The sequence below is a fragment of the Pontibacter harenae genome (assembly GCF_020907245.1).
In the GTDB taxonomy this organism is placed as follows: Bacteria; Bacteroidota; Bacteroidia; order Cytophagales; family Hymenobacteraceae; genus Pontibacter; species Pontibacter harenae.
Genome location: NZ_JAJJWH010000008.1, coordinates 73,120 through 86,278, shown reverse-complemented (window position 1 = coordinate 86,278; position 13,159 = coordinate 73,120). Strand labels below are relative to the sequence as shown.

Below are 13,159 nucleotides of genomic sequence, written 5' to 3'. Positions count from 1 at the left end.
TTAGGCTTTCTATAACTTTATTTGTAAAATAGCATATATAGCTATAAACAATTAATCTTAGGCTAATGAAGAATTTGCTTTGGGCAGTAGGTTTTGCTGGTATTATTCTAATAGTTGCCAGTTGTAGCAGCCGCAGCATAGAAGAAGACACCTCCGAAGCTACTGTGGCTAATGAAACAGGCGCTACTGCTCCCATCCCATCAGATGTGCTGTTAGTTACAAAGCCTTTAGTTAGCGGGAAAATCTATACCCAACCAGATTTTGAAAGCCAGGAACTGGCAAGTTTTGATACCTCTCAGACTATACATGTAATAGATACTACCCATAACCTTTTTGTAAAGGCACGTTTAGTGCGTGACACCACTAACGTTATTGGCTTTGTATCCAGAACTATTTTACCTGAAGAAACCCAAAGTCGCTAAACCTCGTCAACGCAAGTAGCGGGTGAGGGAATAAAAAAAGCCCATCAAACCATAGTTTGATAGGCTTTTTTACATTTAACAGAAATTAAAACTGTCTAGCTCTTTCGCCTTGGCCACCGCTTCTGCCACCCTGGCCTTGTCTGGAGTTGTTCTGTAAAGCATCAAATTTTTTCTGCTGCTCTTCCGTAAGGATTGCTTTTATAGCTTTTGCTTGAGTCTCGCGCAGTTCGCGCATTTTACCCATTCTTTGCTCACGCTCCAGCGAAGTATCCTCACGCAAGGCAACCATAGCGGCTGTATTCTGCTTGTTGATCTCCTCTAGTTTTGTGACCTGCTCTGCTGTAAGGTTAAGTTCTTTTTTGTAGGTTTCCATCATACGGGCTGCACGCTCTTCGGCAGTCTGCTGAGGTCTTTGTTGCGCCATAGCACCTACAGAAAGTAAAAGGCTAAAGCAAAGCACAAATAATCGGTTCATGTTTTTTCTGTTCATGGGGTCAAAGGTTTTTGGTTATTTAGCTCTTTGACCTTTTCTGATGCTTTAGGTTTAATCAGACGAAAGAATATTTTGGCAAATTTCAAGACATATCTTTTTAGCATCCAACCATTTAAGAACTACACCTGCGGCTAAAAATAAACGGGCAGCCTATACATAAGCTGCCCGTTTATTTTTAAATACTTAATGCTCGTACTACTTTACCACAACACGCCGCACAGTGCTATAGTTATCTGTTTCAAGTTTTACATAATATAAACCTTTGGCAAAAGCATTTAGATTGACGGTAGTGGTAAAAGCAGCACCCTGCTTGTTTAATACCTCATAAAAAATCTCATTACCTATCACGTTCATGATGCGTAATTCCGCTTTTCTTGCCTCATCGTTTGTAAAGGATACTGTAAAAATACCATTGTTAGGATTGGGGTAAATAGAAATAGAATCGCCTTCCTGCTCCACTTTCAGTACCTTCTCTTTTTCCGCCTGTGCCGTTTGCACCACTGGTGGCTGCCGCTCCTGTGCCCAAACAAATACAAATGTTAAGCATGTAAAAAGCGTAAGTATAAATTGTTTCATATATTATTTAGCTAATAGTCATCTTGTTAAGTACAAATGTCGTTCCATTATTAAAACGGACTATCATTTAATTTGTTCGTAGTATATACCTCCTATTTTCGGTGTTTTCACTAATTAATGAGGATTTATTTTATCATTATTATATATTAAATAACCATATTTTAATTGGAAGATATAGCTGTAGTTGGTGGTGGTTTGGCAGGCCTTACTGCTGCGTTGAGCCTGGCAACCGAAGGGTTTTCAGTAACGCTTATTGAGCAAAAAAGCTACCCGTTTCACAAGGTATGCGGGGAGTACGTTTCGAATGAAGTGCTACCGTTTCTGCAGCGTCTGCAAGCAGACCCGCTGCTGCTAAAGCCTGCCCAAATTACAAAACTTGAACTGTCCTCCCCTTCTGGAAAGACATTAACATCTCATTTGGATTTAGGAGGTTTCGGACTAAGCCGCTATACCCTGGACAACTACCTGTACAAACTTGCAGAAGAGCGCGGTGTTAAGTTTATGCTGGAAACGAAGGTGCAGCAGGTGCTTTATGAAAATAACTCTTTTGATATACACCTAAAAGGCGCCGACAATATACAGGCAAAAGTGGTGCTTGGTGCCTACGGCAAACGCACAAACATCGACCGACAGCTAAACCGTCGCTTTTTTAAAAACAGGTCGCCTTTTGTGGGCGTTAAGTACCACATCCGCCATCAAACACCTAACGATGTAATTGCGCTGCACAATTTTAAAAATGGCTATGCTGGTGTGTCGGCTATAGAAGATGGCAAGCACTGCCTCTGCTACCTTACCACCCGCCAAAACCTGAAGAAGCATGGCTCTGTACCAGCCATGGAGCAGGCCATACTCTACCAGAACCCACACCTTCGCCAGCTATTTGAAGAAGCCGAATTCCTGTACGAACAGCCCGAGGTTATAAATGAGGTTTCGTTTGCTACTAAAACCTGTGTGGAGCAGCATATACTTATGTGCGGCGACGCTGCAGGCATGATTACGCCGCTCTGCGGCAACGGCATGGCCATAGCCATACATGCAGGCAAAATAGCAGCAGAACAGGTACAGCTATACTTCCGAAACGGCCAAAACAGACAAGCTTTAGAAGAAAACTATACCCGTGCCTGGCGGCGGCAGTTTGCAAGCCGCCTTACTATTGGCAGAACTGTGCAACATTTCTTCGGTAGCCCTGTTCTATCTGAGGTAGCTGTAAATACATTACAATACTCGCCTTCTTTGCTGCGGCTTCTTATGAAGCAAACGCATGGTAAGCCATTCTAACACAGGCGCAAGTATAGTTATATCTTATATATGATGGCTTGCGTAACTAAACAACGGTTTGCCTTGTGTTGTTGCTCTGCAAGAACGGCCACACCAGCCTTCCCTAAAAAGAATAGGCAAACTACCCGATAAGAAAGACTACTGAATGAAAAGTTATATATGCGCGATAGGAACGGCTAACCCTCCTTACAAAATACCCCAAATGCAGGTGGCAGAGTTTATGGCCGATGCTCTGCAATTTGATGAACAACAAACTAGAAAATTAAAAGCCTTGTACCGTGTTTCTGGTATTGGGCAACGCTACAGCGTGTTAGAAGATTATACCCGACCTAACGGAGAGTTTGAATTTTACCCGAACACTCCTACCCTGGAGCCTTTCCCGACAGTGCAGCAGCGTATGGGTTTATACCAGAAACATGCCGTGGATTTGTCGGAAACTGCTATCAATAATTGCCTGCTGCAGAATCCAGACACTAAGCCAGCCGACCTTACGCACCTAATTACTGTGAGCTGCACGGGCATGTATGCTCCTGGCTTAGACATTGAACTGGTGGAAAGGCTCCAACTAAACTCTACCATACAACGCACAGCCGTGAATTTTATGGGTTGTTATGCCGCGTTTAATGCCATCAAACTCGCAGACACCATTTGCAGAGCCGATGAAAGTGCCAAGGTGATGGTAGTGTGTACCGAAATCTGCACCATACATTTCCAGAAGTACACTGAGCAAGATCACCTGGTATCGAATGCTTTGTTTGGCGATGGCTCAGCAGCTGTACTGATACAGGGGCAACCGTGCCAGGAGGTAAATTTGGAGCTGCAGTCTTTCCATTGCGATTTAGCCCCTGCTGGCAAGCAGGAAATGGCCTGGCATATTGGCGATACTGGCTTTGAGATGACGCTCTCTTCTTACGTACCCGATCTTATCAAGGAAGGCATAGGTCAGCTAACAGACCGTTTATTGAAAGGGCTAGAAACTAACTTATCAGAGATCAAGTACTTTGCAATTCACCCAGGCGGCAGGCGTATTTTGGAGGTAATAGAGCAGGAGCTAAACCTGACCCATGATGACAACCGCTTTGCCTACAAAGTGCTGCGCGAGTTTGGGAATATGTCGTCGGCCACAGTGCTGTATGTGCTGAAGGCGCTGATGAGCAGCCTAACGAAGGAAGATAAAGACGAGCCCGTGCTGAGCTTTGCCTTTGGCCCTGGCCTGACCCTAGAATCAATGTTACTGAAAGTGCACTATGCTAAAGAAACGATCTAACGAAGCAGAAATAATGGATGATCTGCAGCTCTCGGGGCAGGACATGCGGCAGACGCTGGATGAGCTGGAGGTGATTAATAACTTGTTGGGAGGGCATAAAGTTGTGCTAGATGCCTTGGATAAACTAGTAACCAAACATGGCGCAAATCTCCCTCAGCCACTCCACATAGCAGACATTGGCTGTGGCGGCGGCGACACCATGCTAAACATTGCGAAATGGGCACAGAAGAAAGGCATTTCTGTTAAATTAACAGGTGTAGATGCCAATGAGTATATTGTGCAGGTTGCCCGTGAGCGTTGCAGCCAGTTTCCTTTTATACAGGTAGAGCAGCACGATGTGTTCTCGGAGAGCTTTGCACAGCAAAAGTATGATGTGTCGGTATGCAGCCTGTTTTGCCACCACTTCACCGATGAGCAACTGGTAAGAATGTTCCGTCTCCTGCACAAACAAGCAAGATTAGCCGCCATTGTTAACGACCTGCACCGCCACTGGTTTGCCTACCATTCCATTAAATGGCTTACCGCTATGTTCTCAAAATCGTATTTAGTTAAAAACGATGCAGCTGTATCGGTGGCACGGGCGTTTAAACAAGATGAGCTAAAACACCTGGTGCAGCAGGCTGGCGTTACGAACTATAGTTTGCGCTGGATGTGGGCGTTCAGGTGGCAATTGGTAATGGGAAAAGCATAGCGGCAACACTTTTTAACCTTTTAACTCAGCAGAGTCTCCATGAGCAAGAGTACTATTACTTTCTGGTTATTGTTTATCATTTCTATAGCGCTATCTGCTTTACTTATATCTGTATTTTTTAAAGTACTGAAGCTGATAATCTACATTATACTAGTGATGGCTCTGGCCCCAATAATCTACCTGCTCTTACGCTCGTTTTTCAAACCCAAAAAGGACGACGACGACAAATTGGGGAAAAGACCCTGAATGAAATAGCTCCCATAACTCAGGTGAAATTGCTGGTTAGCCCTCACGCCAAAACATACCTTTCCGCCAGCTCTATACTTGAATTTACAGCCCTACAAGGATCAATAACTAAGGAGAAAAATTAGTTTTACTTGAAAAAAGTGCATCTTGCTTTGACACATGTTGAACATCAGCACCATCTTCTATAAAAAGCCGTGTGTCTTGTGTCGTGGTACTTGTGCCTCTTTACTTAACCCCAAACAAGCTGTCAATCAAATTTTTAACCTTCAACCTATTTAATTTTCTAGCTTAGAAAAAGAGCTGCTGTGCCAACCGAAAGGTATTAGCATGCGCCTCTACAATGTGCGCAATTTGTTTAGAGTAACCACCTCCCATACTTACTGTAACAGGCAACTTATTCCTGTAGCACGTTTCCAGCACCATCCTGTCGCGCTCTTTGCAGCCAGCTATAGTCATGCCCAGTTTGCCCAGTTTGTCTGTTGCCAGCACATCCACCCCCGATTGGAAAAACACGAACTCCGGCTCCTGCTCATCTATCAGGCGTGGCAGGGTTTCTGCCAAAAGCTTCAGGTAAGTTTTGTCGTCGGTGCCCTCTGCCAATGGTATATCTAAATCCGACTTTTCTTTGTGGAAAGGATAGTTGTGGCCCCCATGCATACTAAAGGTGAACACACGCGGCTCGTGCTGAAATATTTGTGCTGTTCCATTTCCCTGATGCACATCCAAGTCCACCACCAGGATTTTACTAAAGCCTTTGTGCTTGAGTAGGTAGTTAGCCGAGATCCCAATATCGTTGAGCAGGCAAAAACCTTCGCCTCTGTCTGTAAAGGCATGGTGGGTACCGCCTGCTATGTTCATGCCTATGCCATACTCTAGGGCGAATTGCGTGGCCAGCAACGTACCGTTCATAATCACCACCTCCCGATTCACCAGTTCCTCCGAAAGAGGGAAACCTGTTTTTCTGATTTCTGATGGCGTTAGTTGCAACTGCTTTAGCCGCTGCCAATAAACAGCGTCGTGGGTATCTGTAATAAACTGCTCCTGCAATGGCTCAGGAGCAAACAGGTTCTCCTGTGTTATAGTCCCTTCGTAAAGCAGTTGTTCGGGCAACAAATCATACTTGGCCATCGGGAAGCGGTGCCCCTCTGGCAACGAATGCGCAAATATTTCAGACCAGGCAATTTTTAGCATAACACAAAGCTAACAAAAGTATAGCAGCATAGGTTTAGACTTTCTTCTGGTGATGTAGTGTGGATAAAAAAGTATCTGAAAAATAATGCAAAAACTAACTGCTTTAGCAGCTACTAACCTGCGGTGGATAAGTATGCCGTACATCTTATATTTTTCAGTTATCAACCCTTTTTAGTGTGGATAAATGTGGATAACTATGTTAGTTACTCACCTTTATCCACTTTTTGCTGTTAACCCCGAGCTATTTCAAGCCAAATCTATCAACATAATGATATTATTAGGTTAATTAATCAAAACTTTAGCATTCGCTGCTAATCATATTATAATGACTCCTAGTCCAATTATAGGCTTACAATTGTGCTATTTTGTTGCGAAACAAGTATAAGCTACAAAGCCCCACACCAACTATAAAGTAGTGCAGGGCTTTGTAGCTTAAACGCTTTAGAAATTACTTTACCTCAAAATCCATTTCGGCTGCCTGTACGGCATCGCGACTACCGTAATCCAGCACACCGAGTATAGAATACTTGCCTTTTGGTAGGGTAGGCGGCACTTTAAAACGCACCTCGCGCGTAGCACCAGGCAGCAGCGTAAAAGCCAGCAAGGCTATACGTTCTTCACTACCCGTTTGCAAGTTAGTAGCATTCAGGTAAGAGGCACAGTCCAGGATGGCATCGCCAGTATTGCGGGCAAGGATTGTAAGCATACGCGTGCCATCTTCTCCCACTCTTTCTTCTTTAAAGTTGATGATTTCAGCCTGTTTGTTTGTGATAGAAGGTGGTGTTTGGAAAATATGCAGCACAAACTGGAAGGTTTCAGAAATACCCATACCTAAGGATTTCTGGTCGCCCTGCTCACCGCCTTTACGCTCTTTGGTAAGGCGCACAATCATGGTAGACCATTTCACCTTGTTAGCCTCCTGGTCATTTGGCACCTCCAGCAGCACTTCCACATCCTTTGTCTGCCCTGGCTCTATCTCTACAAAAGAAGGTGTGGCCGTTAACCACTTGGCACAGGAGTTGGGGCTTTCTCCTGATTGCATAATGGTGCTTTTACCAAGTATACCGTTTGGCTCAAAATCGCCGAAGCTAATGTTAAAAGCTTGAGTGGCAGTAGAGCTATTGGTTATTTTGATTACCTGTGTTTTATAGTCGCCTACACTTACTTTATAATACAGCCTGCTCGGGGCTATAGAAACGTTCTGCGCTAGCACATTGCAGCAGGCACCAGCCCACATCACCATCAATAAAAAAATCTGCAAGTGTTTTCTTTTCATTACTACTATTTGTTTGTTCACTTATACTTTAGGTTTACTGTTCCTCCTTTATTTCATCGCCATTGCTGTTGAACTTCTTAATGTTCAGCTTGCGCCTCTTTTCAGATGCATAAAAGGTTACACTATAGTTATCAGCAGTTCTCGTCAGGTCCAGCAACATAAAACCCTGCGTAAACTCGTAGCTGCTGCCTAACGCGGCTTCGTTTACAGACACCTTATACTTGCCGATTGGCAGGAACATAGAAAATTTCCCCTGCGCATCGGTTAGCACATGGTAGGTCTTGCCCAAAGAGTCTACAGCCGTTACACGAATGCGCGACAGCTCTAAACTGCTGCCATTCGTAAATTGGTCTCTGTCCACAACTATACCGCCCGATAAACGCACACCTCTGCGCAACGGCATATTTACTGTTTTGCTTTTTTCCACCTCAATAAGCTGCTCCTGCCCTGCAAACCAGCCTTCAGTGTGTACGAGAGGCGTTACCCGAACCAGGTACTGCCCTGGCGGCATGTTTACATAGCTGGCATGGCCTTTCTCGCTTGTCATCAAATCATCGCCTTGCAGAGAAAATGTCTGCAAACTATCCACTTGCTGCATTGGGCGAAGATTTACCAGCACGTTCTCCATGCCATCTTCGTTATAGTCTAGCACGCCGTTTCCATTCAAATCTTTAAACACTACCACATCAATGCTATGATATTTGGCACCAGGCAGCGGCACGCCAAAGTGTTTGCGCAGGCCAAAGCCTATGTTTATGTTGCTGTTAAAGTAAGGAGTTTGTTCGTAGCTGCTCTGTGTGGGGTCGTAGCCTAAGGCGCCATTGTGCTTGGAGGCAACATACCCACCAAATACTGATAGCTCCATCTGGCTTGCAGTATAGTAGGACAAGCGGCCACGCAGGTTCAGTTGCAAACGTTCTGTCTTATTTTCATAAGATAAGTTAGCCAGCGGCTGCAGCATCACTTTGTTCTTCAGAAACCAAAACTCGTTGCTAGTAGATAGGTTAAGCAGTTGCGGGTTAATACGATCCTGCACAAACTGCATTTCCTGGTATAAACCGTTTGGTCCATAGAAGTAGTATAACCTGGAAAAGAGCAGCCTATACTTCAAGAATAGTCCTGCACTAGCTGTAAAAAAGTCTGGTACATCTGCTCCGTAAGCACTAACATAACCACCAAACAGTGAAGCAGACAGCATTATACCGTTCACAGTAGTCTGGTTGAAATCGAAACGGACACCCTTACTCAACGATTCGTAGCCGTTATACGCTTGGTGCAATATGGTAGGGCCAATGTAGTAACTGTTACTCAGCTTCCGCATATTGTACCGAACCTCGACCCTATCGGTACGTGTGCCTGGCATCTGTAACCGCTCCACCCCGTTTCTTCTGTAAGTCTGGTGCGACAGCGTGATGGCCTGGTTGTGTTCAAGGTCGTAAATGGCGCTGGTGTTAAAAATATGGATGCCCTGCCCTACCAGATAACTGTCGCTGCCAAAGAAGTTGTTAACCGATAAGCTGATTTTTTTTAACCGCCCACTGTAGCTTACAAGATAGGAATAGCCGTTTTGCACAGAATCTGCGTTTGTAGCGTAGTGCACGGTACTGTAGCCACCACCTACGTTTACGTTATGGTTGGGCAGCACACGGTAAGAAAAAGTAGTGTTTGCGATGTCGCTCGTAGAGCTGTCAAAGTCGTTCCAACGGCGACTCACTGAGTTATCGAACGTAAGTTTTTTAACCTTTGTACGCTGGTATACTTCTACTGCACTGTTGTTGCTTTCGCCAAACAGCTCGGGGCCACGCACATAGGTTACACCAACTTTGGAGGTCTTGATGTTATAACTTGCCTTTGCTCCGCGCCCATACACAGCAGATCGCCCAAAACCGCTCACCTGCCCTATTTCTATACTTCCTCTGTCGGCAAAGTAACCGATGTAGTGGTCTTGCCCTAGATAGGTGGTACCGTCGTAGTAGTTGGTCAGGAAGTTTGTCTGCATCCTGTATGTGAGGAGATTATTTTCTTTAATAAACATACTACCATAAGCCAGCACATTAAGGTTTGTGGCATTGCTCAGGAAGTCGAAAGAGTTTATTTCAAGCGTTAATGGTAAGGAACTACGGGTATAATCGTTCAACGCCTTTACACTAGGCAGCTTCGTAAAGAGCACGGTCCCGCTCCAACTGCGTGGCGCTTCTCCATCTGCTGCCTGTCCCTGTGCCGATACATTTACGCGGTAAACCTCTTCTTGTGGTATATTGGAGCTTAAGCCATCGAAATTAGGCTTTCTCCGCGAGAGCAGTTCCGAATCATCAGGCTTTCTCACTTTAAAGTATAAAACGGTATCAACGCCAACAGCCAGTGGCACTGTTAAGGCTTTCGGTAAAATGTTTGTACCAGCAGTATCGAGCAGCTGTAGGCGCCGATCCAGCGTAAATGACACGCGCACGTTTTCATCTGCGTTACCGTAGTTAGAGAGCTTCAGGCTGAAGTCAGCTGCGTTCTCGCCATTCTTAAAGTATACTTCTTTGGATGGCACCTGCACTACCCACTGCGATTTTTTCTGCACAGGTACATACCAGTTAACGGAGGTAAGCATGGCACCGTTAGCACCTATTAGCGAGGCCATCACCACGTAATTCATGTTTCCCTTAGAAAGCGCAGAAGGAATAATGCGTACAGGAATAAAAACAGAGTCGCCTACACTTAAGCTATAGCTATTGTTATGACGAGGCACCAACTGCCAATTATCGGGAATGGTAACACCTACAGAGAAACTGATAGGCCGCGACGTGCGGTTTACCACTTTCAGTACATTAGAAGCAACTTCGTTCAGTTTTTGCGGTGTGTTGTTCCGCAGAAAATCTGCCACAATACCTGTGCGCCTACCATTGCCACCTGTTTGTGCAACAGAAGGCAGCAATGTACTCAGGCTGAGCAGAGTTGTTAGAACAATAATAAAAAGTTGCTTCACTGTGGTTTACTGTCGTTTGTTTTAGAGCTTATATTAGAGATCAGCCACTATCCAGAAATCTACCCGCAGGTTGTACTGCCCTGCGCGGTAACCCAGGCCTGGCAAAAGCTTATAGTCTACATCAAATTTGTAGCACGATGGGCTGGTCAGGTAACTTTCTTCTGTGTTTGTTGCCGTACCTGGCGTAGCGCAAGGGGTTGTAGCATCGGGGTTAAGGCTGCCACCGATCAGGTATAGCGGATTGGCTATGTCTGGCACAGGCACAAATGCGCTACCTGTCTGTGTGGTTCTGTTGATGTTTGTTACGCGAATCTGCAAAAGGTCACTCGGAGGGCTAGGGTTGCCGTATAGAGAGGCATATGTCTGGCCTACATCCCAATAACCTGGGGTTTGGGTGGATGTACCCACATATAAATCCCATTGAGTGCCTACTGCCTCCACGTTTAGCTGAAGTGCATTGTACTGTGTTATTCCCTGCTGATATTTATTAAAAGTATCGAAGACGAACGCCAGGTTGGGAGATGCCTTTAGCTGAAAGCTAACCGACTGCGCCATGGAGGGTGAACAACATAATGCACCCCAGAAGAGCAATACAAAACAAAGCGCCTTACACATGCCTCAACAGCCTAACAAATTTTAACCCTTCTCCACAGGCACCACACACTGCACTGTTTATACTAGCCACAAAGAAAACAAAATTGTACTTATTTCACTATATAGTTTTAAACTAATAATAATAAAAGCTGTGCAGGAATACTCCCTGCACAGCTTCTGATACTATAAATCTTCAGTAAGAGTATAAACAATTTGCAGGTCGTAGAAACCTGGAGCTGCATAAGGTGCAGTTTCTGTAAAAGTAGCAGTAGATACTGACGGATACTGAGAAGTAAGGTCAGGGAAGTTTGCAGGAATACCTGGCTTAATTCTATAGTGAACGAGGAACTTGTTCAGCAGCGGGGACTGCGTAGCAGTACCAGGTGCATAGCTCATGTTAGTGCCTTGTCCAAACATACCAGCTAAATATTGTGTGTTGACAGAAGGCGTTAAAGAAGCCACGTTTGCACCGCCATTGCTGCTCAAACCAATAAAAGTGTTGAAGTCAAGGTCAGTACCTGCAGTTTTACCAGCCGCGCTGTTTGGCTGAATTACCTGCAACTGAAGAATTTCAGAAGGAAGTTGTGCCTGTGCATTAGTACCATCACCGTATTGCACCTGCTGTGTCCAGTACTGTGTAAGCGGTTGCGCATACAGGTCCCAAGGCACAGTAGAGTTCACTTCAAGGCGGGTAGCATTATAATTAGTAATACCAACCTGGTACTTCTGAATAGAGTTGAACACGAAGTCAACTTGAGAGTTTGTAGTCATGTCCAGCTCCAGGATGCCCTGAAGGTCCATTGTTACGGCTACATATTCCTGGTCGTTAAGCGTCTGTGCTTTAGACTCGGAAAACGTAAAGAAAGAAGCAGCAACAGCTGCAGCAAGTAGAATTCTCTTTTTCATAAAAAGGGTGAAGTAAAAATAAAAAAATCGTTAAAGTTTGTTCTGAATAACTTATCGCTGCACTTATACTGCAGTAGCAGCTCCTGCTTTAGCTAATTTTTTTTCTGTAAGCTCCTCGAGTACCTCCTTTCTAACAGCTGATGCTAATGTTTAAACAATAAAACTGAGGCAAATTTTTAAGTCCCATTGCAATATATGAATTATATAATATACAAATATCCATATATGATGGATTATTTTTTCATCAAACTGCTTCACAAGACTGCCAAGGCACACCTAGCCGTTTAAAACTTTAACTTTTAAGCACATAAGCAACAACTTCTATTTATACTTATCAAAGCAAAAGAAAAGCGACACCAATATTACTAACAAGAAACAGTGCAACATTCACACTTAAAACAGCAGTATAACCAAGTGTAAACCAACACAAACGGTTTGCATCTGAACAACTTGTAAACAAAAGCACGATACTATGAAAAAGATAGCCTTACTAACCTGCCTGTTTCTGTATTCCTTTATAAGCCATGCGCAACTCGAGGGGCCAAGAGTACAACAGCAAAACCACAACTTGTTCAGTGGTGCTTTTTCTCACAATTCTGGCTTTGGCTTTAAAGGGGGCGTTAACTTCGCTAATATGGCTGGAGGCGACCGCGAAGCTGTATGGGGCAGTACAGACTACATGACCAGTTTTCATGCGGGTGCTTTTGCCCAGTTTTCTTTCAATAACTCGTTCTCGCTACAATCAGAAGTTCTTTACTCTCGCAAGGGCTTCGAGCGGCAAGACACCGCCACCTATCGGTTCGACTATATTGAGGTACCCGTTTTGGCGGTTTTTAACATTACAGAAAATTTCAGCATACATGCTGGGCCACAAGCAAGCCTGATGATTTTGGCCCGAAGAGAAAACCAAGAGGTACTGATGGAGCCGTATAACACATTTGACTATGGCATTGCAGCGGGCGCAGAGGCTCGCTTTGGGCGCTTCAGGCTAGGAGGCCGCTACAACCGTGGCTTTGCAGACCTTCGCAAAGAAGATGATGCTGGACAGAGTATAAACCAGGATATTAAAAACAACGTCTTTCAGATATACCTTGGCGTTGGATTTTAACTAAGAGCAACAGCGTGCTATTTGTCTGTTATCGTTTTTGGCTTATATTCCGTAAAGGGTGCTAATTAAGTGTTTCCTAACTTTTGCCTTGGGCTACAAATATTGTATTGCTATAGTTTTGTAGTTGGTAACTTGGC

Annotated in this window: 12 protein-coding genes; 5 read left to right on the top strand and 7 right to left on the bottom strand. The window is 44.5% G+C overall.

Features of this window, described 5'->3' with window-relative positions:
* The first annotated feature begins 65 nt into the window (after window positions 1-65).
* The gene (locus tag LN893_RS06410) at window positions 66-422 is read left to right on the top strand and encodes a hypothetical protein (protein ID WP_229968972.1); all 357 of its coding nucleotides are present in this window, start codon (window positions 66-68) and stop codon (window positions 420-422) included.
* A gap of 85 nt (window positions 423-507) precedes the next feature.
* On the opposite strand, the gene LN893_RS06405 is transcribed toward LN893_RS06410, so the two are convergent.
* Both LN893_RS06405 and LN893_RS06400 read right to left on the bottom strand, forming a co-directional pair.
* Entirely contained in the window at window positions 508-897 is a 390-nt protein-coding gene (locus LN893_RS06405; protein WP_229968971.1) for a DUF4890 domain-containing protein, read from the bottom strand.
* 213 nt (window positions 898-1,110) lie between these two features.
* A complete protein-coding gene (locus tag LN893_RS06400) occupies window positions 1,111-1,491 on the bottom strand; it encodes a T9SS type A sorting domain-containing protein (RefSeq protein WP_229968970.1) in 381 nt (126 codons plus the stop codon).
* Window positions 1,492-1,656: 165 nt separating this feature from the next.
* Here LN893_RS06400 and LN893_RS06395 point away from each other — a divergent pair, with 165 nt between their 5' ends.
* The 3 genes from LN893_RS06395 to LN893_RS06385 all read left to right on the top strand — a co-directional run bounded on the left by LN893_RS06395 (window position 1,657) and on the right by LN893_RS06385 (window position 4,727).
* A complete protein-coding gene (locus tag LN893_RS06395; RefSeq protein ID WP_229968969.1) occupies window positions 1,657-2,769 on the top strand; it encodes an NAD(P)/FAD-dependent oxidoreductase in 1,113 nt (370 codons plus the stop codon).
* Between the two features lie 145 nt (window positions 2,770-2,914).
* On the top strand, window positions 2,915-4,036 hold the full coding sequence (locus LN893_RS06390; RefSeq protein ID WP_229968968.1) for a type III polyketide synthase: 1,122 nt from the start codon (window positions 2,915-2,917) through the stop codon (window positions 4,034-4,036).
* Window positions 4,017-4,727 (top strand): methyltransferase domain-containing protein, encoded by a 711-nt coding sequence (locus LN893_RS06385; protein WP_229968967.1) that lies wholly within the window; start codon window positions 4,017-4,019, stop codon window positions 4,725-4,727. Before LN893_RS06390 ends, LN893_RS06385 begins: the two co-directional genes overlap by 20 nt.
* A gap of 534 nt (window positions 4,728-5,261) precedes the next feature.
* Here LN893_RS06385 and LN893_RS06380 read toward each other — a convergent pair.
* The 5 genes from LN893_RS06380 to LN893_RS06360 form a co-directional block, all read right to left on the bottom strand.
* Window positions 5,262-6,164, bottom strand: coding sequence for a histone deacetylase family protein (locus LN893_RS06380; RefSeq protein ID WP_229968966.1), 903 nt, complete (start codon window positions 6,162-6,164; stop codon window positions 5,262-5,264).
* Between the two features lie 448 nt (window positions 6,165-6,612).
* Window positions 6,613-7,440: a fimbrial biogenesis chaperone gene (locus tag LN893_RS06375; RefSeq protein ID WP_229968965.1), complete on the bottom strand. Its 828-nt coding sequence runs from the start codon at window positions 7,438-7,440 to the stop codon at window positions 6,613-6,615.
* Between the two features lie 34 nt (window positions 7,441-7,474).
* The gene (locus LN893_RS06370) at window positions 7,475-10,414 is read right to left on the bottom strand and encodes a hypothetical protein (protein WP_229968964.1); all 2,940 of its coding nucleotides are present in this window, start codon (window positions 10,412-10,414) and stop codon (window positions 7,475-7,477) included.
* Window positions 10,415-10,447: 33 nt separating this feature from the next.
* Window positions 10,448-10,969, bottom strand: coding sequence for a hypothetical protein (locus LN893_RS06365; RefSeq protein ID WP_229968963.1), 522 nt, complete (start codon window positions 10,967-10,969; stop codon window positions 10,448-10,450).
* 222 nt (window positions 10,970-11,191) lie between these two features.
* Window positions 11,192-11,914 carry a hypothetical protein gene (locus LN893_RS06360; protein WP_229968962.1) on the bottom strand — a complete coding sequence of 241 codons (723 nt, stop codon included), beginning with the start codon at window positions 11,912-11,914 and terminating at the stop codon, window positions 11,192-11,194.
* 472 nt (window positions 11,915-12,386) lie between these two features.
* Here LN893_RS06360 and LN893_RS06355 point away from each other — a divergent pair, with 472 nt between their 5' ends.
* Window positions 12,387-13,022, top strand: coding sequence for a porin family protein (locus LN893_RS06355; RefSeq protein WP_229968961.1), 636 nt, complete (start codon window positions 12,387-12,389; stop codon window positions 13,020-13,022).
* The last annotated feature ends 137 nt before the right edge of the window (window positions 13,023-13,159 follow it).

What these genes read in the sequence shown, in the direction of transcription:
- LN893_RS06410 (WP_229968972.1), top strand. Translation starts at nt 66, where the DNA reads ATGAAGAATTTGCTTTGGGCAGTAGGTTTTGCTGGTATTATTCTAATA.
- LN893_RS06405 (WP_229968971.1), bottom strand. Translation starts at nt 897, where the DNA reads ATGAACCGATTATTTGTGCTTTGCTTTAGCCTTTTACTTTCTGTAGGT.
- LN893_RS06400 (WP_229968970.1), bottom strand. Translation starts at nt 1,491, where the DNA reads ATGAAACAATTTATACTTACGCTTTTTACATGCTTAACATTTGTATTT.
- LN893_RS06390 (WP_229968968.1), top strand. Translation starts at nt 2,915, where the DNA reads ATGAAAAGTTATATATGCGCGATAGGAACGGCTAACCCTCCTTACAAA.
- LN893_RS06385 (WP_229968967.1), top strand. Translation starts at nt 4,017, where the DNA reads ATGCTAAAGAAACGATCTAACGAAGCAGAAATAATGGATGATCTGCAG.
- LN893_RS06380 (WP_229968966.1), bottom strand. Translation starts at nt 6,164, where the DNA reads ATGCTAAAAATTGCCTGGTCTGAAATATTTGCGCATTCGTTGCCAGAG.
- LN893_RS06375 (WP_229968965.1), bottom strand. Translation starts at nt 7,440, where the DNA reads ATGAAAAGAAAACACTTGCAGATTTTTTTATTGATGGTGATGTGGGCT.
- LN893_RS06365 (WP_229968963.1), bottom strand. Translation starts at nt 10,969, where the DNA reads ATGGCGCAGTCGGTTAGCTTTCAGCTAAAGGCATCTCCCAACCTGGCG.
- LN893_RS06360 (WP_229968962.1), bottom strand. Translation starts at nt 11,914, where the DNA reads ATGAAAAAGAGAATTCTACTTGCTGCAGCTGTTGCTGCTTCTTTCTTT.
- LN893_RS06355 (WP_229968961.1), top strand. Translation starts at nt 12,387, where the DNA reads ATGAAAAAGATAGCCTTACTAACCTGCCTGTTTCTGTATTCCTTTATA.